This window comes from Schinkia azotoformans (genome assembly GCF_035811335.1).
GTDB lineage: Bacteria > Bacillota > Bacilli > Bacillales > Bacillaceae_J > Schinkia > Schinkia azotoformans.
In genome coordinates this window covers 41,816-63,135 of the sequence record NZ_JARSMD010000029.1, presented here as the reverse complement: position 1 = coordinate 63,135, position 21,320 = coordinate 41,816, and the positions used below count along the sequence as shown (strand labels likewise).

Sequence of the window (21,320 nt, the reverse complement as noted above, 5' to 3'; positions counted from 1 at the left end):
CAATCATGGCTTATTCGTCCCTTCATTCTGGAGGGCAGTAACCGAGTCCCCATCAAATAAACGGTCAGCACCTTTCGTGATCACTTGGTCCTGTTCTGAAAGACCTGAAGTAATTTCTAACTTATTTTCAAATAACTTTCCTACCGTTACTTCTGTTTTTACTGCCTTTCCATCCTGGAGTAAAAATACATAAGGCTTGTTATTGGTCCCTGTGCTTATGACTGCTTCAACAGGCACAAAAAGTCCGAGTTGTTCCTTAAGTTTTGCTTCAGCTTTCACAACCTGACCGGGGAACCACTTATGATCCTGATTTGGAACCTCTACTTCAACACTAATAGTTCCGGTGTTTTGATTAGTGGACGGGAAAACATTGATCACTTTTCCTTGTTTTTTCTCACCATATAGATCGACTGTTACCTCTTTCTCTTTTTCCCAGTCAGCAATTTGATAATCAGGAACCGGGAGTAGCACCTTCAATGTATCCATTTGTGAAAGTTTATATATCGGGACTCCCGGGCCGATTAATTGTCCCCTTGATGCTAGCTTTGCCGTAATCACACCTGAAAACGGCGCTTTTAAGGATGTTTTCGCCAGCGCTAACTGGGCTTGTTCTTTTGAAACTTGTGCGTTTAAGAGTCCCGCTTGCGCTTGATTCACTCCAGCTTTTATTTGTTTTTCTTTCTCTGGACGAACTCCTTCCTCGATTAACGAGTATGCTAGTTTAGCACTTTCATAGCTATTTTGTGCATTTATATAATTAAGTTTGGCACCTTCAAGTGCCTGTGCGGAAATGGCCCCCGCTTCAAACAGGTTTTTCATTCGTTCATAATCTGCGGTGGCATTTTTATAAGCCTCTTCAGCCCGATCGACATTGAGCTTAATCTGTGACCTTTCTTGACTGCGGGCTCCGTTCGTTGCCTCTTCTAAACTTGCTTCAGCAGCCGATAAACTGGCATTGGATGACTGAATGGCTGCATTTGCCTTCTCGAGCTGAAGCTCATAATCCCGCCTGTCCAAGTTTGCTAGGACATCTCCTGAATTTACAAATTGGCCCTCATCAAATTGAAGGGACTTAATATTTCCACCAATCTCAAAAGAAATGATTGTTTCTTCCTTGGGTGTAAGTGTTCCAGATAGCCTTGAATACTCCACCCCTTTTTCTTTTTTCACAGCTTCTACCGCGACAACCTTTATCTCTTCCTTCGTCACGGCTGGTTCTGCATTACAACCGGTTAATAACAAAAGCGAAAAAGCAATTGAAGCAAAAGCGTTGTGCCTATTTGAACGCATACCTTTCTTCCCCCGTTTTTCTTAAAAATGGAAAATCCACTACTTATAATATTATAATTTTTGTAAAAAAAATAGCGGGAACATAGTCCCCGCCATTTCTTTTTATAGATTATCTTGGTCAGTTAAAATAACTGGACCATCTTTTGTAATGGCAATGGTATGCTCATATTGAGCAGAAAGTTTTCCGTCAATGGTGCGGGCCGTCCATTTGTTATCATCCATTGTACTTTTCCATTCACCAACGTTAACCATTGGCTCGATTGTGATGACCATACCTTCTTTAAGTCTTGTGCCTTTTCCAGGTTGACCATAATGAAGAATCATCGGTTCCTCGTGGATCGTTGGGCCAATGCCATGTCCTGTAAATTCACGAACAACCGAGAAGCCTTCCCCTTCAACATACTTTTGAATGGCATGACCAATGTCTCCAACCCGATTTCCAACAACTGCTTGTTCGATTCCAAGGTAAAGGGCTTTTTTCGTTACATCAAGCAATTTTGTTGTTTCTTCAGTTGCCTCGCCCACTTGATATGTCCAAGCCGAATCCGCAAGTGCTCCATTTAAATTTACAACCATATCAATGGTTACAATATCACCATTTTTTAATGGTTCATTTCTCGGAAAGCCATGGCAAATTTCATCATTAACTGATGCGCAGGTTGCAAATTGGTAGCCTTGATACCCTTTTTGTTCAGGTGTAGCACCGTGCTTTGCAAGAAAATCTTCAACAAAACTATCTATTTCACTCGTTGTAATTCCCGGTTTAATCATGTTTGCAATTTCAAGGTGGACTTTCGCTAATAATTTTCCAGCCTCATGCATTAATTCAATTTCTCTTTGTGATTTTAAAGTAATCATTGTATGCCTCTTTTCAATATTATTTCTAATATTACTATTTTAATCTAAAAATCCTTTGTAATCCATATATCCATATTATGCAAATTACAAAGGTGCTCTATTATTATTTTGTGACTACTTCCCCAGTCCACTCATTCATGCCCCCGGTCATATTATAAATTTGCTTCATTCCATTTTGCACTAAGATTTCACTAGCTTGAGCGGAACGATTTCCGGAACGGCAGACAATTAAGTATTGCTCATCTTCGGAAAATTCATTTAGACGTGACTCCATTTCCTGTAGCGGAATTAAATTCGCATCAGGAATATGGCCCTCTTCATATTCTTGCGGAGTTCGCACGTCAATAACTGTGATCCCTTGTTCAATCAGCTTTTCCGCCTCATTTACATCAACATTAGTATACGCGCCTTCTTCAACGCTTTCTGCATTTCGTGGAGGCTGTGATGATGTTTCTGTTTGAGTATTTCCTGCTCCGGAACAACCGGCTGTTGTGATGGCTGCTGCCAGAACGAATATAGTTAGTAATTTCTTCATAAAAAGTCTCCTTTTGTTTTGCTGTACAACTTTAATTTTACACGATAATAGTAATACGAATATAAGTATTTTTCACTATCACTGTTGTTTCTCGGTGAATTATGTTAACATTTGACGTGATACTCATGAGGGAGTGATTGCTCTTGAGCCTTAATCTTGATGATGTAAAAAAGGCATTTTTAGACTGTGAATTTCCTTTTTATAAAAGTTTGGAAGTAGAAGAAAATAAGGCTGTGTGTACTTTATACAGTATAAAGTCCGATTTTTATTCTACCATTATGATGGAACTTTCCAGCTACGAAAAGCTCATTCACCAAATATCAATCGAACTAATTAAATTTAGATCAAATGAAATGCTAATAAATCAGACTGCTCAGACGCAAGCAGAATCAATCGCAATTCATCTTGATTAATTTAAAATTTACAAACGATGTCACTACTGTTATAGTGAAAATGTAAGGGGAGCTAAGGGAACTTGGCTGAGAGGATACTAGTCCGTATCGACCCGTTTAACCTGATCTGGGTAATGCCAGCGTAGGAATGAACATTTACTTTGAATGTTTTCATACTTTTTACGCTTTTAGCTGGCTACCCTGTGGGTAGCTTTTTTTATTTTATTTTATTTTTTTGGGGAGGATTTTTACTTATGAAGAGGAGTAAAACGTTATTTTTAGTCGAAGTTGCCTTATTTTCAGCATTGGCTTATGTTTTTGATTTATTAGCAAATATGGTTTCATTAAGAATTTGGCCACAAGGTGGTTCTATCTCCATTGCCATGGTTCCCGTTTTCCTAATTGCTTTCAGATGGGGGATTAAAGGTGGCATGCTTTCGGGTCTCTTACTTGGTGGGCTTCAGGTTTTAACCGGGCAAGCGTATATTGTACACCCTATCCAAGGTCTATTAGATTACTTCATTGCTTTTATCGTTATTGGACTCGCTGGTGTGTTCATGAAACAAATACAGCATGCTATTAATGAGCACTCAAAAAGTAAAGTTACTACCTATGTTATTGCCGGAACACTATTAGGAAGCGTTTTGCGGTATGCAGCCCATGTTATCGGCGGGATTGTCTTCTTCGGTGAATACGCACCATCAGGAACTCCTGTAGCCCTATACTCACTTTTATATAATGGCACTTATATGCTTCCAGCCTTTATTTTAAGTGCCATTTTTGTGTCATTGCTTATTAACACTGCTCCGAAGTATTTCGATGTTACAAATGCAAAGTTCAATTATTAATTATGCTTGCTTGGTAATGGCCGTCCCCTTGGGGATGGCTGTTTTGTTTTGGTGCCCCCTCCCTCCCATTATGGTAAAATATTCTACATAGAGAAAATAAATTTGAGGGAGGGTTTATTTATGTTAGAAGATTCAAGCTTTGCGATACGTCCTGATTCTACAAAGAACCTGACGAAGATTAAGTATTTCGATATTGGGTCGCTCCTCACTTTGCAGCAAAACGAATCAATATTCACTTTTCACTGTCAACACGGATTTGTTAGTTTACTTTTTTATAGCGATGATATTGTAAGAATAATCATGGACCCTTCTTCAGAGCCTTCCTTAAAGAGCAGTGTTGCTTTGGTTAAACAGCCAGATCCTGTAAAAGTCCAACTAGAAGAGCTTGATGAAAAGATCATCATAGCGTCGCCTAAACTTACTGTCGAACTTCAAAAATCACCGCTACGTGTTTGCGTCAAAGATAAAAATGAAAATATCCTTGTTACCGAATCCAATTTGGGAATGGGGTGTACAAGTACGAATGCTGTATTTTGTTTTAAAGATATGGATGCGGATGACCATTTTTACGGTTTTGGTGAAAAAACGGGTTTTCTTGATAAGCGGGGAGAAAAAATGACGATGTGGAATTCAGATGTCTATGCCCCGCACAATCCTGAAACTGATGCGTTATATCAATCAATTCCCTACTTCATGACTATAAGAGACGGGAAAGCCCACGGGATTTTCTTTGATAATACATTTAAAACAACATTTGACTTCAAATCAAACAATGATGCTTATTCATTTTTAGCCGAGGATGGGCAGCTTGATTATTACATTTTGGCAGGTCCATCGCCTAAAGATGTGATCGAGCAATATACCGATTTAACAGGGCGGATGCCTCTTCCTCCTAAATGGGCACTAGGCTACCATCAGTCCAAATATAGCTATAAATCGGAGCAAGAAGTTAGAGAGCTTGCTAGTAAATTTGCCGAAAAGCAAATCCCAATTGACGCGATTTATTTAGATATTCATTATATGGACGGCTATCGAGTTTTTACGTTCGATCGTGCTGCCTTTCCAGATCCAAAACAACTCATACATGATTTAAAACAAGAAGGTATCCATGTTGTACCAATCGTTGACCCAGGTGTCAAAAAAGATCCAAATTACTATATTTATAAAGAAGGTGTCCTCGAAAACCATTTCTGCAAGTACCTGGAAGGCGATCTTTACCTCGATGAAGTTTGGCCGGGAATAAGTGCCTTTCCTGATTTCACAAATACTGAAACGCAAAAATGGTGGGGGGAAAAGCATTCCTTTTACACCGATTTAGGAATTGAAGGAATTTGGAATGATATGAATGAACCTGCTGTTTTTAACAAAACAAAAACGATGGATCTTGATGTGATTCACAATAATGATGGTGACTTAAAAACTCATCATGAACTTCACAATGTATATGGTTTATTAATGGGAAAGGCCACATATGAGGGCTTAGAGCAGCAGCTAAATGGCAAGCGGCCCTTCCTGCTCACCCGTGCAGGCTTTGCCGGCATCCAACGATATGCAGCTGTTTGGACAGGTGACAATCGGAGCTTTTGGGAGCATCTAGAAATGTCGTTGCCAATGTTGATGAATCTTGGCGTATCAGGGATCCCATTTTGCGGACCTGATGTTGGCGGCTTTGCCCATGACTCGAACGGGCAATTATTAACGAGATGGATGCAGGTTGGCACTTTTACACCTTTTTTCCGAAATCATAATGCTCTCGATACAGTAAGGCAGGAGCCATGGTCATTTGGTGAAAAATATGAAAAAATTATAAAAAAATATATCCATCTTCGTTATCAGTGGCTTCCTCATCTTTACACTTTATTCATGGAAGCAAGCCAATCCGGTATACCTGTGATGCGTCCGTTATTTTTAGAATATCCAAATGACTCAAAGACAACCAATCTCTCAGATCAATTTTTAATCGGGGAGAATGCCCTCATTGCCCCTATTATGAAGCCTGACACATATCACCGCGTCGTTTATTTACCGGAAGGGGATTGGGTCAATTACTGGACAGATAAAGTTATTCAAGGTGGAACCTATATCCTTGTTGAAGCTGACCTGGAAATACTGCCGATTTTTATAAAAAAAGGATCAATGATAGCTCATGGAGCGATCAAGTACTCAACAATGGCACCGGAAACCAATATGGAAATTCATCTCTACCCTAATGAAAACGAAGACATCACTTACACGTTATATGATGACGATGGGGAAACATTTGCAAATGAAAAAGGTGAATATTTTCTTAAAAAAATAACATGTCAACAAACGGGGTCCGATATTCAGCTATCAATTAAAAATGAGCATTCTTCATATAAACCTAACTGGAACGAGTGGACACTTGTAATTCATCTTTTAAAAGAACCGCCAAAAGTATTTGTTAATAATGAAGAGATCACAAATGATCGGCTCGCATTTAATAAGGAAAAACATACATTTTCAATAAAATTTTATGAATAGTTTGTGAACTGGCCCCTTTTTAGGGCCTTTTTTCATTGTCTTTGTGATGTGCGTCACACCTCACCACCATTCTTAGGCTTACAATGAAAAAAAATTTGCCATATGGAGGGTTTTAGATGCTTAATACTTCTACCCTAAAAAGAAAGATTAAAAGAAAACCAATACAGTGGACACGGCATTCTGTTCAAATAGGATTCTCCCTTTTCCTTTTATTTGTGGGCTGGCAATTCTATCAATTTTATGCCCATTTTGAATCACTAGGTGCAACTCCATATGTTGAAAAGCCACCGGCTGTTGAAGGATTTTTGCCGATTGGTTCATTAGTAGCCTTAAAGGTTTGGATCACAACGGGTGAGTTCGATTTTATCCACCCGGCCGGATTAATTCTTTTCACTTTTTTGATTTTATCTGGTTTCCTTTTTCGAAAAGCGTTCTGCGGCTGGCTGTGCCCTGTCGGAACAGTAAGTGAGTTTCTTGGAATATTCGGTAGAAAAATAATGAAAAAGAAAATTAACCCACCCAAGTGGTTAAGATGGATCTTATATTCGATCAAATACTTACTGTTAGTTGTATTTTTAAAAGTAATCATTGTTGACATGTCTATTCCGGCTTCTAAGGATTTTTTATACTCTCCTTATAACAAAGTAGCTGATGTTAAAATGATGCTTTTTTTCCTAGATCTCAGCGCTGTCGCCATTAAAGTATTGCTCGTTCTTGCACTGCTAGGAATTTTCATCCAAAACTTTTGGTGCCGTTATTTATGCCCTTATGGTGCGCTTATTGGCCTAGGTTCGCTATTCCGAATTACAAAGATTAAAAGAAATGAATCTACTTGTATTGACTGCAACCAATGTACGAGAGTTTGCCCACAAGGAATTAGTGTTGCCAAGTTAAAAGCGGTCACAACACCGGAATGTACATCTTGTTTATCGTGTATTGAAGCCTGTCCTGTTAAAGATACCCTAAGTATGACGGTAGCGGGCAAAAAGGTAAACAAATGGGCTGTACCAACATCATTTCTAGTATTATTTACTATAGTCATTATTGTTGCAAAAGCTACGGGATATTGGGATTCAACCATTACATATGAAGAATTTCAGGAATTAATCCCTATCGTAAATTATTTAAGCCATTAGGAAAAGCGGAAGCGCCCGTTTAGCGAAGTTTACGAGTCGCTGGGCGCTGGAGCTAGACAAAAAAAGACCCAAAGGGGTCTTTTTTCCACTATTCTACATTCACCGTAATCAAACAAATATCATCCTTTAACGTTTTCCCATTGACGAACTTCTTTTTAATTTCCTCTATTAATTGGAGATTGTCCGGTTCACTAACAATTATATTCTCTATTCTATTTATAGCTTCATTTATTTCCGGATTGATTAACTCAATCAGACCATCTGTGTACAACATTATCGTGGATGGTTCATTATAATGAATTAATTGTTTATCAACCTTTAAATTGGGGAATATCCCCAATATGATACTGCCTTCGTCCATTCTTTTCATCGTTTTCTGATCTAAAAATAATAAACCAGACGGATGGCCAGCATTCACATATTCAATCGTTTTTAACTCCGTATCAATCACCATATAAATGGCAGTCGCATACGTAGATTGATGGGTTGAATTAAATAAAGAAAAAATATGATGATTCAGCTCTTTAATAACCTCTATTGGTTCAGAAATACTTGTAATTAAACCTTTCAGCAAAGAACGAATCGACATGCTTATTAACGCTGCAGATACACCGTGACCCATGACATCGATCAAGATAACCCCATATTTATTAGGTGATATTTCAAACCAGCTATACATATCTCCTGATAATGATTCAGAGGATTGGTAGTAAGCCTGAATATTAATTTTTTCTAATTGAATAGGTTCCGACAGGACACTTGTTTGAACCTTTTTCGCCAACTCAAGTTCCCTTTTTACCCTTTGTTCTTCAGCCAAAATGATTTCATATGCTTGCCCTAAGTCAATCGCATTTGCAATAAAGTTGGCCAACGTCTGCATTAACTCTAAATCGTTTTTATCAAACTTGTGCGGTGAAGGGTCTACCGCGCATAAAGTTCCGAACATTGTATTGTCTTCCAGAATAATAGGTACTCCTAAATAGGAGCCAATATTGGCTGTATAAGTAACATCCAGCTTTTTAACAATTGGATGTTTCGACGTATCCTCAATGATTAACGGCTCCCGGCCGTGGCTAAATATAATATTTCAATACGATTTCTGTATCGGAACAGTTCTTCCCTCGCTTAAAGTACAGCCATCATTCTTACTAAAAACTTTCAGAATAGAAAACGACTCCTCTGTTGTTCTACCAACAAAAAAAGTCCGTACTTTTATAGATTGATTTAATAATTCAAAGGCATGGACTGTCGCTTCGTTAAATTTCCTTGAAATTTTATCAAGTGACTTTGAAGTATTCATAAAGCTAACCCTCCTTCCATCCTCTCATTGCTATTTTTTATTATAGCAACATTATTAACTTTCCGTGCAATGATTTTATTTTACAAAAATATTAAACAGTTATATTTCAAAAAGTGTGATGGTATACCTTTAACATATCAATCAATCAATGAATGAATACATTAGCACAAATGGGATGTCATACCTATAAAGATGTGAGGAGATTTTTTATGAAACGTACAGTTAAACGGGGGAAACGCTTAGTTCAATTGGGAAGGCAGTTTCGCATGGCTGTATCAGGATGTACAATCATGATGTCGAGAAGCTTGCGCGGATTATACCGATCAGCACACCTGTTTATATAAGACCGAGTTAATCGAAGAGATTACGGCCACACAAAAAGCTCCCACTATAGGGAGCCCCTTACCTTCACTTTTCCGTCATAAATCCGGTACAATACAAATGCAACAACGGAAATCAATGCACCAGAAATATACGGCAAATCAATCATAGTTTCATATAGCAGCCCAGCGAGTGGCGGACCCAGAATGCGCCCCAATGATTCAAAGGAGGAAAGCACTCCGGTTACACTGCCATGCCCACTTGTATTAATTTTGGTTAATAAAGATGATACACTTGGGCGAATGACGCCATTTCCTAGACCAAAAATAGTTAAAAAGAGTGCTGCTGTAAAAAAATCTTTTATTAATAAAATTAAACCAAAGCCAATGATGGAAACGATAATCCCGGCCTGAATGACCTTACCTTCTCCAAACTTTTTAATAAATCGCCCAACTAAACCACCTTGTACGGCAGCTCCTGCAAAACCCATTATCATGAAAATATAACCTAGATTAACTGTATCAATCCCAGCACGTACAGCTGCATAGTAAGCAAATGTTGCTTCTAGTCCCGCTAATGAAAATGAAATAAAAAATGAGAGAAAATAAAGAATACCCATAGTCCCCTTAACGGTACCCCAAGGTGTTGCTGCATTTCTTCTTCGTGCAAGTTCTCTTTCTTCTCTTGACAATGATTCCTTTAAAACAAATAACACAAAAACAAATGTAATTAACGATACAATGCCGGCAATCCAAAAGGGCGTATTTAAACTGACTTTTGAAAACAGCCCGCCAATAGCTGGTCCAAATATAAAACCAAGCCCCACGGCTGCGCCAATAATCCCCATTCCCTTTCCACGATCTTCGGGAGTAGTTATATCAGCAACGTAAGCCATTGATGTTGGCATATTAGCAGAGGATAAAATTCCACCTATTATTCTTGCTGCAAAAAGCATCCATAACTCTGTAGAAATGGCGAATAAGAAAAAAGAAAGAGCCAGTCCTGCTATCCCAATTAATAAAACTGGTTTTCGCCCAATTCGGTCTGAAATTCGGCCCCACATCGGCGCAAATAATAGCTGCATCAGAGAATAAACAGCCATTAACCAGCCTAATTCGGTTGGCGAAGCCCCGATCTCTTCTGCAAAAAATGGAAGCACAGGGATAATGATCCCGAAGCCTACCATTACTAAAAACATAATAATAAATAGAAGCAATAATGCCTTTTTGTTTCCCAAAATTGGTCCTCCGTTTCACACAAAAAATGTTCGTAACCAATATCATATATTATTTTCCAATTAATTTCTATTTTTTAGGCCATATTAATGAATGAAAAAAGTGGGACACAGTTCCCGACCCCGTGGCACAGACCCTGTGGCACAAAAAGCGGGACGAAGAACCCGACCCCGCGGCTGACCCCGTGGTCCATTAAAAATGTTATTTCGGTAAAACAAACCACTTGAATTTCTTACATAAAACGAATATTATTAGACAGGTGCGTCTAAAATGTTCGTCTCTTGGAGGTTTTACGATTGTTTAAATTAAAAGAAAATCATACAAATGTAAAAACGGAAATCCTAGCAGGGATTACTACTTTCTTAACAATGGTCTATGTTGTTGTTGTAAACCCAATCATATTATCGGATGCAGGTGTTCCCTTTGAACAAGTTTTTGCGGCAACGATCATTGCCACCGTCATCGGTACGTTATGGATGGGACTAGCAGCAAACTATCCTATTGGAATCGCACCCGGTATGGGGTTAAACGCCTATTTTGCTTACTCAGTTGTTGGTGCACATACTGAAATTACATATCAAACTGCTTTTGCAGCCGTTTTTGTTGCAGGTATACTTTTCATCATTCTTTCTTTAACACCTTTCCGACAAAAATTAATCGAAGCTATACCGGAAAATTTAAAGCACGGGATCACAGCCGGAATAGGTCTATTCATTGCTTTTATCGGCCTAAGAATGACAGGTATAATTGCAGATCACCCTTCAAATTTAGTTGCACTTGGTGATCTTCATTCTCCATCAGCAATTTTAGCGCTTATTGGTTTAGCAATTACTTTAATCTTATTAGCATTAAATGTGAATGGAGCACTGTTTATCGGAATGATCGCTACTGGGATCATTGCCTATTTTTCAGGACATCTTTCTTTTGATCAAGGATTTGTATCGATGCCATCTCTACCTGAAGGGCTCATCATAGTGAATCCTATTGACGCCTTTCTCGATGTAATCCATTATGGCCTTTATGCAGTAGTCTTTTCATTTTTGCTTGTTACGATTTTCGATACAACAGGAACGATGGTTGGTGTTGCCGAGCAGGCCGGTTTAATGAAAGGAAATACACTGCCAAGGGCTAGACAAGCTTTATTAGCCGACTCCATCGCTACAACCGCAGGGGCTGTGTTTGGAACTAGTCCAACAAGTGCCTATATTGAGTCATCATCAGGTGTTGCGGCTGGTGGTAGAACTGGTCTAACATCCGTAACCGTAGCGATCCTATTTATTATTGCAGCCTTTTTCGGTCCATTAGTTGGTGCCGTTTCAGGTCTATCAGCCATTACTGCTCCTGCGCTTATCATTGTAGGTAGTTTAATGATAGGCAGCGTTGCTAACATTAAATGGAATGAAATTGACGAAGCGTTTCCTGCATTCTTAATTATTTTAAGCATGCCATTAACTTCAAGTATTGCGACAGGAATAGCGTTAGGCTTTATTTCCTATCCGTTAATGAAAATTGTTAAAGGTAAATGGAGTGAAGTTCATCCATTGGTTTATTTATTCGCTGTCTTATTCTTCTTCCAACTTGCTTATCTACCTCATTAATATTTAAAGAAAAAGCCAACTTTCCGCAAAAAGTGGGCTTTTTCCTATATCGGAATCACTACTTTAATTTTTGTCCCTACATTTTCAATTGATTCAATTTCCAGCGTTCCTTTTAATAGACTGGCTCTCTCTTTCATGCTATATAATCCAATCCCTTTCTGCCACTTGGAATCATTATATTCATGAATATTAAACCCTTTCCCTTCATCAATAATTTGAAGTTCAACGCTATTTATATTATTTATGATTCGAACGATGATCTTTTCTGTTTCAGCATATTTAGCTGCATTATTTAACGCCTCTTGAAAAATGCGATAAAGCTCGGTTTCGATCTCTGGTGAATATCTTTGCTTTTTGCCGCTAAACTCTAATTCTACTCTTATCCCAAACTTTGACTCATATCTTTGAATATGTATACGGATAGCCGAGAATAGACCGAGATTATCAAGCGAGTTCGGTCGCAGTTGGAACGCAATTGATTTTACTTCATCCATCGATTGGCTCGTTAATTCCTCTAAATGTTTTAGTTGATGAACGATTCTATCATCCACACCTAATTGTTTTAATACTTTTAGAGAAGCGAGGATATTGTATAAAGATTGTCCCACCCCATCATGCAAATGTTGTGAAACTCTCATACGTTCTTCTTCCTGCGCCAATAATATACTTGAAGTTACTTTACTTTCTTGCTCTTTTAATTTCTCTTCTGCGAATTGCCGCTCTAGTTCAGCCTTCTCTTTGTCTTCGAAAATTGCTCTAAACTGCGGGAAAAAGATTCCCCTAAATAAATAAAAATAGCCTAACACTTTAAATATATGTCCCAACAAGTTATCGATATCATATACATTTCGATAAAGTGTAAATACTAGTTCAGCAATTAATATAAAAATAATGCCAGTAAAAGTGGTTAAATCATTACGGTTTCTATTCACCAAATATTGTCTAAATATAATAACTAAAGTCGTAAAGTGAATCATACTAATTATATATTCTATTATTATCTTAGTATTAGTTACGCCAGCTCCTTCTTTAACCAACACTGGAAAGTGCCCTTCATACTTCAAAATCGAGAAGATTAATAGTAGGACAAGTAGAATTGTTATTCCTATTTTTGTGTTTTTCCATTTTTCTGTTATTTCTTCATCTTTTTGTTTTACTATATAATAGCCCATTCCAATACTTTCAATTAATCTTCCTGTTATCCAAAACCATGTTGCAACTTGAAGAGTATTATCGGATTGAAAAAAAGGCATTCCTTTATAAGATAATGTATGTAGTAAATCTATTGAGCCTACCGCAAAAAAGATTAAACTTAAATTCAATTTCTGGGAGGAATGTGTATGTTGGAATGTTAGCCATCCATGGAAAAAGATTGAATATGAAACAAAAATACTAAAAAGCTCAAACATAGTATGTGAAATTAAATAATATGAAGGATCATATATCGATGAAATCGTAATGTGCAACACTCTTGTCAGTACAAACGCGAATAATGCAACAATTACTATAATACATGTTCTTATTTCAAATTTATTAAGCAAAACCTAATCACTCCCCCCTTTCCTCCGTACCTTCATTATTTGCTAGTCGCCCCATAATTTTACTTGAAACCTTTTTATTTTTCAATTTCCAACTAAAAACACACCAAAAAATGTCAGGAAATAGTTCCTGACATTTTTATTTATTACCTTCACTTTTCATCAATAATAAATCGATAAATAACTGACAATTTAAATTAAAATCGGAAAAATCGATATTAGTATATTCTCCGATTTGCTTTAAGCGATAATTAAGTGTATTGGGATGAATAAACAATTGCTCTGCTGTTGGCTTTGATTTGCAATTATTCTTTAAATAGACCTCCAGCGTTTTTAAAAGTTCGGTTTGATTCTCATTATCTTTTTGTTTTAATTTTTCTAATTTTGGGTTCACATAATGAACTTCCTTATTATGCTCTGCAAGTGCTTGAATATACCGATAAACTCCGAGGTTCTCATATTCAAAAGAAAGATGTTCCCGTGTTCCAAGAAAAACGGCTGCCTTAATGACTTCTGATGATTCTAGAAAACTTTTCCGTAAAAGCGTTAATTGGCCATAAGCCGCACCGATTCCCGCAAATATTATTAAGGAATTCTGCTGTTCCAAGCTTTTGATAACTCTATTAACTAACTCAATCCCCTGCTCATCTATTCTATCTTTCTGTGATCTTTCACCCAAAATAACGATAATCTTATTAGACTCAATTACAATTTCAGTCATACAATCCGTTACTTTTAGGTAGGATTGAACAGTATCTTTTAAAGATTCAAATTGCTCCTCATCATGATCCTTTAGCATAAAGATAATAGTTTTAAGTAATTGAGGAATCCTTATATTAAGTAATTCTGCTTCTTGTCTTATCTGTTTTTCATTTTTTGATTGTTCCTTCAATAATTGATGAAAGAACAGTACTTTTTTTTCATCTTTTTCACGTCTGACTTGATTTCTTTTGTAGAGAATCTTCCCAATATGGGAAGAAACCTCATGTAGAAATTCAATTTCTTCTTCGGTAAGAGGCCCATCAATCTCCTGAACCCACATATACCCCATGATTTCATTTTTATATTTCGTGCTTGTCACGACCCGATGGTTTAAACCGATTTCCTCAATCTTTTTAACGCGAAACGGTATGATAATAGATTTCAACTGCTCAATAATGCCCGTTTCAATAAACTTTTCTAGAATGGGAACTGGACATTTTTTTGATAAAATTGTTTGTTGGTTAGCCTGATCGAAGTCATTTATATAATAGGAGCTATAGGATAGCAGAAAAAACTGATCATCCTCTAAAATTACTGGTCTCTTTAGTGTATGGCTGACATACTCAATGATTTTATGGATTTCAGTAAGTGATAGTGCCTTTTCTAAGTAGCCCTGCATTTTCCAGCCTCCTTCATGCACAAAACAAAATTAGTCAAACTTAGACTAACTTCATCATATCACAAACCATATAAAAAAAGAGATAAGAAATGATTCTTATCTCCGAAAAATGCTCTTCAATCTATTTTTATTTAGGCTCTTTAACTGCCTTTTCAAGTTGTTCAAAATGTTCCTCAACTAAGCCTGTAGGTTTTGCGGTCATTAAGCTGACAACATATACCGCTAATAAACTTAACGCAAAACCAGGGATCATTTCATAGAGTAAGTCTGATAACCCAGCGTTTGACCAAACGATTACTGTCACTGCCCCAACGATCATTCCTGCAAGAGCTCCCCATCTTGTCATACGCTTCCAATATAAGCTTAACAAAATGACAGGTCCAAACGAAGAACCAAATCCTGCCCATGCATAACCAACAAGGTTAAGGATTGTATCATTCTTTTGCCAAGCAAGAAATAAAGCAATAACAGAAACTAATAATACTGATAGCCGACCGATTGATACCAATTCTTTATCTGATGCTGAGCGTCGGAAAAATGTTTTATACAAATCTTCTGTTAAAGAACTTGATGTTACAAGTAGTTGTGAAGAAATTGTACTCATAATGGCTGCAAGAATTGCTGAAATTAAGAAACCTGTAATGATTGGATGGAATAAAATATTTCCTAGCATAATGAAAATCGTTTCTGGATCGTCTAGTTTCATTCCATTTATTGAATAATAAGAAAGACCAATTAAACCTGTGAACATTGCACCGCCTACAGAGAAAACCATCCAGTTCATACCGATGCGGCGTGCTTTTTTAATTTCCGAAACATGGGTAATCGCCATAAAACGAACAATAATGTGAGGTTGTCCAAAATAACCGAGACCCCATGCAAATAGTGACACAATTCCTAAGAAACTAGTTCCGGTAAAAATATTCAAAAGTGCTGGATCAATTGAACGAATCTCAGAGAATGATGTGCCAAATCCGCCAACTTCGATAATTGTTACAGCAGGTACAAGAATTAACGCTAGTACCATTATTAATCCTTGAACGGCATCAGTTAAACTTACAGCTAAGAAACCACCAAACAGTGTATAGGCAACAACAACGGCTGTGATGATAATTAAGCCGGTATGATAACTCATTCCAAAAGTACTCTCGAATAGTACTCCACCTGAAACCATGCCCGCTGATACGTAAAAGGTAAAAAAGATCATAATTACAAATCCAGAAATTAAACGGAGCAATCTTGATTTATCTTCAAAACGGTTTTCTAAATAACCAGGAATCGTGATGGAATTATTGGCAATTTCAGTATAACTTCTTAATCTTGGAGCTACCCAAAGCCAGTTAGCCCAAGCACCTAAAGTTAGACCAATCGCAATCCAAGAAGCGCTTAATCCTGTTGCATACATTGCACCAGGTAGACCCATTAAAAGCCAACCACTCATGTCTGATGCTCCTGCACTAAGAGCTGTTACCATCGGACCAAGACCACGCCCACCAAGCATATAGTCTGATAAATTAGAAGTGCGTTTATAAGCGTAGTAGCCGATCCAAAGCATGCCGATCATGTATACGCTTACAGAGATTAGTAATTGAATGTTACCCATGGTTTTTTATACCTCCTCTTTTTTCTACATTTCGCTAATTTACGTAGCAATTTGTAGTATTCTGTAGGTTTTCTGAACTATCTTTATATTACACAAATTTTAATGATTTGTGAACATTTTTTTAACGAAGTTTTTATAGTTCTTTTATTTAGAATTTTCGGAAATTAAAACCGATAGATGTTGTTAAAAATTATAATAAAAAGGTGGTGAGACCAAAAAGAATTTAGGAATTCAAAATAAACCTTTTAAGCCTCACCACATAAAATATTATTTTAACATATTATTAACATCGCTAAATTACTTTTTTACTATATCTTTTTACAACATTTCACTGATTGTCTTCGCCTGCATGTGAAGTGCTAAATAGTCCGGGCCACCTGCTTTTGAATCTGTTCCAGACATATTAAATCCACCAAATGGCTGGTAACCTACGATAGCTCCTGTACAGTTACGGTTAAAGTATAAGTTACCAACGTGGAATTCACGTTTTGCACGCTCAATGTGCTCGCGATTATTAGAAATTAGGGCACCTGTTAATCCGTACTCCGTATTGTTGGCAATTTCAAGCCCTTCATCAAAAGTCTTGAACTTAGAAAATCCTACAACAGGACCAAAGATTTCTTCTTGTTGGATTCTTCCATTTGGATCAAGGTCTGCAATGATTGTTGGTTCAATGAAGTATCCTTTTGAATTATCACCATTACCACCAGCTACGATACGTCCTTCTTGTTTACCGATTTCAATGTATTCCATAATTTTATTAAATGAAGCTTGATCAATAACTGGTCCCATATACGTTTCATAAGATTCAGGGTTTCCAGTAACCGCTGCTTTTGTAATCTCAACTACTCGATTTAATACTTGATCATATACATCTTCATGTACAACCGCTCTTGAACCTGCAGAACATTTTTGACCTGCAAAACCAAACGCTGATGCAAAGATTGACTGTGCTGCTAATTCAAGATCAGCATCTTTATCAACAACTACAGTATCTTTACCGCCCATTTCAGCAATCACACGCTTAAGATGCTTTTGTCCTGGTTGAACTACAGCCGCACGTCCAAAAATGCGAAGACCGACATCACGTGAACCAGTGAATGTAATTAAAGCAGTTTTTGGATGATCAACTAAGTAGTCTCCTACTTCCGCACCGCTACCAGGAATAAAGTTTACTACTCCTTTTGGAAGACCAGCTTGCTCTAAAACGTCGACAAACCAAGCAGCAACAACCGGAGTCGCACTTGCAGGCTTTAGAAGCACAGTGTTGCCGGTTACGATTGGAGCTACAGTTGTACCTGCCATAATTGCAAATGCGAAGTTCCAAGGCGGAATAACAACAGCAACTCCTGACGGCTGATAAACATATTGGTTCCGCTCACCCTCGCGGCTTTGTACCGGCTTACCTTTTGCTAATTCAATCATTTGTCGTGCATAATATTCCATGAAGTCAATTGCTTCAGCTGTATCTGCATCTGCTTCCTTCCATGGCTTACCCGCTTCTTTTACTAAAAGGGCCGAGAACTCATGTTTGCGACGACGAGTAATCGCAGCTGCACGGAATAGAATACCCGCTCTAGCTTCCGGATCCCAATTTCTCCATGTTTTAAAGCTTTCCGAAGCTGCTTCCATTGCCTTTTCAGCTAAGTCCTTATTAGCTTTAGAAACACGTCCTACAACTTCTTCTTTATTAGCAGGATTAATAGATACAATTTTTTGTTCTGTTGAGATTCTTTCACCATCAATTACTAGGTCATAATCCTTGCCCATTAAACCGTTTACTTTTTCTAACGCTGCTTCAAAATCCTTACGATTTTTTTCAATTGAAAAATCTGTAAGTGGCTCATGTTTGTATGGTGTATACATAAAATCTCCCCTTTTTTCGTAATTACACGATTATATTATTCATCTAAAGTTACTTATCATGTACTTTAATTAAATTTTAACTTTTAAAGCTAAACTTCCACAATGTTACATAGTAACAATAATGAAGGGCTTTCATTGTATATTTCCCACAAATTAGTTGCAAAAAAATAAAAAAGGAGCGAAAAATTTGACATTCACTCCTTTTTTATATTGGTTTCTTATCATTTGACAATATTAAAATCGTGCCAAGAATAAACAATGCACCAATCCATTCCATCATAACAAATGTCGTTTTTAACCAAATAACGGAGACGATAGCCGCTGATAATGGTTCAATTGATGCCAGCATACTTGTTTCAGATGGGCTAATATATTTTAAACTTTCAAGATAACAATAATACGGAATCAAGGTCCCAAATAAAAAGATAAACAAAACAAAAAATAAACTTCCTATTGACCACGTACCAACAAACTGCCAAGGAGGATGGACTATACTGATTCCCAATCCACCAATCACCATAGCCCAACCAATAATGGTTGGAGAATCCCAATGATCTAACAGGCTTTTTGGCTTTATCGTATAATAGGCTAATGCAAAAGCCGAGGCAATTCCCCAAAACAATGCTTCTTTTGAAATTGATAACGAATCGACTGTACCTTTAGTGACCAATAAGAATGTTCCTACCAGCGCAAACGCTAAAGCAAGCAATTCCTTCCCATTCGGAAGCTTTTTATTTAAAAAAACAAAATATACAGCAATCATGGCTGGAGCCAGGTATTGTAAAAAGGTTGCAGTTGCTGCATTGGAAGCATCAATCGCTACAAAGTATGTGTATTGGACGCTAAGCATGCCTAAAATTGAGAACATTATTAAAGACATACGGTCATTCTTTGATTCCCATATTTTAAAGACAGTCCTTTTATTTTTTGCAAAAGAAATAACCAAGAGAATTAGACCTGAAACGATTAAGCGTACAGTCACAAGCCATTCTGGCGAAAAACCTTTCACTTGAAACAGATATTGGGCAACCGTTCCTGATAAACCCCATAGCAAAGCGCTTGAAAGGACCAAAAAAATTCCTAATGCTTTACTCTTAGATGCAATTGCTTCAGCCTGCATTTTGAAATCACCTTATCTCTGCCGTGAATTTCCATAATTGAACAATAATCCTATAGTATCAAAAAAAATCAGCTTTTTGCTGACTTTTTTAATTAACCCGAGTATCTTTCTAAAAATGTTGTTTTTTCTAAAAGAAGGTTTTCAAATTCATTAGCAGGTAGTGGCCGACTAATAAGGAATCCTTGCACCCCGACACATTTATAAGGGCGAAGGAATTCGATTTGCTCAGATGTTTCAACACCTTCAGCAATCAACTCCAGCCCTAAATTTTTTCCCATTGAAATAATAGTGCTTACAATTACTTTATTATTTTCCTCAGTAAATAAATTCGTAATAAAGGAGCGGTCTATTTTTAATTGGTCAATTGGGAATGAATAAAGATAACTTAAAGAGCTATAACCTGTTCCAAAATCATCTACAGAAATACGAACTCCTAATTTTTTAAGGCTCTGTAATATCGATATCACTCTATCCGTATTTCCAGCCATACTTTCCGTTATCTCAAGCTCTAAGTTCTCAGGTTTAATTTTTGATATTTGCAAAGTTCGTGCTACAGTTTCTACTAAATCTTCTTGATACAATTGACGCAATGAAAGATTTACAGATAGTCTTAAGTTCGTAATTCCCATTTCATTCCATTTTTTCAATTGACTACAGGCTTCTATCATAACCCAATTCCCGATCGGTATAATTAAGCCCGTTTCCTCCGCTAAAGGTATAAATCTGCCCGGCTGAATCATTCCTTTATTGTGATGATTCCAGCGAATTAACGCCTCCACCCCGATGATTTCACCTGTCTCTATGTTGACTTGCGGCTGATAATGTAAAACCAATTCCTTACGGTCAAGAGCCTGACGTAAATCATTTTCTAAAAAAAGATTCTCGAGCAATTCTTTATTCATATCTGGGTGGTAGACCAACACTGCCTGTCCGTTTTTCTTAGCCTCATGCATAGCCAGTTGGGCTTGCTTTATTAATTGGTTTGTCTCTTCAATATTTTCATTAAATAAGGAAATACCCATTGAAGACGTAATATGAAATTTAAATCCTTTTGCAATCATCGGCTCTTCTATCCGTTTATGGATTGTATTTGCGATATGAATGAGTTCCTCAAGATTCTTTTTACCCGGCATGAAAAACATAAATTCATCCGCAACCACTCTGGCCAGTATTACATCATTATTACTAAATTCCTTTAATCGCTCAGCGATCGTTTTTAAAAACAGATCTCCCATTTCGTTTCCTAATGAATCATTTACGTTTTTAAAACGATTTAAATTAACAGAAACGAGGGCATAACTTTCGCCTGTATTCTCTGTTTTTTTCATATTTTCTTCAAGGCATTTCAAAAGATAGTTCCTATTATATAAACCGGTTAACTCGTCGTGATAGGCAAGATAGTTTACCTTTTCAATAACAGCCTCGAGTTTAATTTCACTTTCATATAATGCTATTTGCGCTTCTTTTTGCTTTAGAAATGCAATCAAAATCGCAACAGAAATGATACCAAGTTCAAGAATAAAACGCATTGATAAAGGCAGCGAATCAAACACTGGGATGATATATATACAAGAAAAAGTTAAAAGTAAGCCAATTAGGATTAAAATAGTAGTCCGATACTGGGTCTTGGTATTTCTAAACATCAGATGTCTCCTCGGAAGTATTTTTTAGGTTTTATACAGGAAAAACAGTGAAAAACATGTAAAAAATAATAATTTTATCACATTATAAAATATTAATGAAGGTCTGTATATAAAAAATATAATTTATTCAGGAATTGTCCTTTTTAATTAAGTA

17 protein-coding genes, 1 pseudogene and 1 riboswitch are annotated in these 21,320 nt (G+C 37.0%); of the genes and pseudogenes, 6 read left to right on the top strand and 12 right to left on the bottom strand.

Going from position 1 to position 21,320, the window contains the following annotated elements:
- Positions 1-3: 3 nt before the first annotated feature.
- The 3 genes from P9E47_RS18445 to P9E47_RS18435 form a co-directional block, all read right to left on the bottom strand.
- Positions 4-1,290: an efflux RND transporter periplasmic adaptor subunit gene (locus P9E47_RS18445; protein WP_326164298.1), complete on the bottom strand. Its 1,287-nt coding sequence runs from the start codon at positions 1,288-1,290 to the stop codon at positions 4-6.
- Positions 1,291-1,392: 102 nt separating this feature from the next.
- The gene (gene map / locus P9E47_RS18440; RefSeq protein ID WP_003331484.1) at positions 1,393-2,148 is read right to left on the bottom strand and encodes a type I methionyl aminopeptidase; all 756 of its coding nucleotides are present in this window, start codon (positions 2,146-2,148) and stop codon (positions 1,393-1,395) included.
- Between the two features lie 103 nt (positions 2,149-2,251).
- A complete protein-coding gene (locus P9E47_RS18435; protein WP_003331485.1) occupies positions 2,252-2,683 on the bottom strand; it encodes a rhodanese-like domain-containing protein in 432 nt (143 codons plus the stop codon).
- Positions 2,684-2,826: 143 nt separating this feature from the next.
- Here P9E47_RS18435 and P9E47_RS18430 point away from each other — a divergent pair, with 143 nt between their 5' ends.
- From P9E47_RS18430 to P9E47_RS18415, 4 genes are all read left to right on the top strand, one after another.
- Entirely contained in the window at positions 2,827-3,096 is a 270-nt protein-coding gene (locus P9E47_RS18430; RefSeq protein ID WP_003331486.1) for a hypothetical protein, read from the top strand.
- A 35-nt stretch (positions 3,097-3,131) separates the two neighbouring features.
- A riboswitch (TPP riboswitch) is annotated at positions 3,132-3,241 on the top strand.
- Between the two features lie 88 nt (positions 3,242-3,329).
- Positions 3,330-3,923: an energy-coupled thiamine transporter ThiT gene (gene thiT / locus P9E47_RS18425; RefSeq protein ID WP_326164296.1), complete on the top strand. Its 594-nt coding sequence runs from the start codon at positions 3,330-3,332 to the stop codon at positions 3,921-3,923.
- Between the two features lie 120 nt (positions 3,924-4,043).
- A complete protein-coding gene (locus tag P9E47_RS18420; RefSeq protein ID WP_326164295.1) occupies positions 4,044-6,425 on the top strand; it encodes a glycoside hydrolase family 31 protein in 2,382 nt (793 codons plus the stop codon).
- A 116-nt stretch (positions 6,426-6,541) separates the two neighbouring features.
- Positions 6,542-7,561: a 4Fe-4S binding protein gene (locus P9E47_RS18415; protein WP_003331489.1), complete on the top strand. Its 1,020-nt coding sequence runs from the start codon at positions 6,542-6,544 to the stop codon at positions 7,559-7,561.
- Positions 7,562-7,649: 88 nt separating this feature from the next.
- Here P9E47_RS18415 and P9E47_RS18410 read toward each other — a convergent pair whose 3' ends face one another.
- Together P9E47_RS18410 and P9E47_RS18405 are read right to left on the bottom strand one after the other, a co-directional pair.
- Positions 7,650-8,615, bottom strand: a complete 966-nt coding sequence (locus P9E47_RS18410; RefSeq protein ID WP_268869821.1) for a GAF domain-containing SpoIIE family protein phosphatase — start codon at positions 8,613-8,615, stop codon at positions 7,650-7,652.
- Between the two features lie 33 nt (positions 8,616-8,648).
- A complete protein-coding gene (locus tag P9E47_RS18405; protein WP_003331491.1) occupies positions 8,649-8,861 on the bottom strand; it encodes a hypothetical protein in 213 nt (70 codons plus the stop codon).
- 241 nt (positions 8,862-9,102) lie between these two features.
- On the opposite strand from P9E47_RS18405, the pseudogene P9E47_RS18400 reads away from it, so the two are divergent.
- Positions 9,103-9,216 (top strand): annotated as a pseudogene (locus tag P9E47_RS18400) (L,D-transpeptidase); the annotation flags it as partial.
- 33 nt (positions 9,217-9,249) lie between these two features.
- Here the strand turns inward: P9E47_RS18400 and P9E47_RS18395 are convergent.
- Positions 9,250-10,419, bottom strand: coding sequence for a tetracycline resistance MFS efflux pump (locus P9E47_RS18395; protein ID WP_035193471.1), 1,170 nt, complete (start codon positions 10,417-10,419; stop codon positions 9,250-9,252).
- A 294-nt stretch (positions 10,420-10,713) separates the two neighbouring features.
- On the opposite strand from P9E47_RS18395, the gene P9E47_RS18390 reads away from it, so the two are divergent.
- Positions 10,714-12,015, top strand: a complete 1,302-nt coding sequence (locus P9E47_RS18390; protein WP_035193469.1) for an NCS2 family permease — start codon at positions 10,714-10,716, stop codon at positions 12,013-12,015.
- A gap of 44 nt (positions 12,016-12,059) precedes the next feature.
- Here the strand turns inward: P9E47_RS18390 and P9E47_RS18385 are convergent, their stop codons facing one another.
- The 6 genes from P9E47_RS18385 to P9E47_RS18360 all read right to left on the bottom strand — a co-directional run bounded on the left by P9E47_RS18385 (position 12,060) and on the right by P9E47_RS18360 (position 21,166).
- Entirely contained in the window at positions 12,060-13,556 is a 1,497-nt protein-coding gene (locus tag P9E47_RS18385; protein WP_326164294.1) for a sensor histidine kinase, read from the bottom strand.
- A gap of 136 nt (positions 13,557-13,692) precedes the next feature.
- Entirely contained in the window at positions 13,693-14,934 is a 1,242-nt protein-coding gene (locus P9E47_RS18380) for a PucR family transcriptional regulator (RefSeq protein ID WP_326164292.1), read from the bottom strand.
- A gap of 127 nt (positions 14,935-15,061) precedes the next feature.
- Complete coding sequence (putP, locus tag P9E47_RS18375; protein WP_003331496.1) at positions 15,062-16,537, bottom strand: sodium/proline symporter PutP; 1,476 nt, start codon at positions 16,535-16,537, stop codon at positions 15,062-15,064.
- Between the two features lie 318 nt (positions 16,538-16,855).
- A complete protein-coding gene (pruA, locus tag P9E47_RS18370; RefSeq protein WP_003331497.1) occupies positions 16,856-18,403 on the bottom strand; it encodes an L-glutamate gamma-semialdehyde dehydrogenase in 1,548 nt (515 codons plus the stop codon).
- Positions 18,404-18,608: 205 nt separating this feature from the next.
- Positions 18,609-19,523, bottom strand: a complete 915-nt coding sequence (locus tag P9E47_RS18365; protein WP_326164291.1) for a DMT family transporter — start codon at positions 19,521-19,523, stop codon at positions 18,609-18,611.
- A 92-nt stretch (positions 19,524-19,615) separates the two neighbouring features.
- Complete coding sequence (locus P9E47_RS18360) at positions 19,616-21,166, bottom strand: putative bifunctional diguanylate cyclase/phosphodiesterase (protein ID WP_003331499.1); 1,551 nt, start codon at positions 21,164-21,166, stop codon at positions 19,616-19,618.
- Positions 21,167-21,320: the final 154 nt, after the last annotated feature.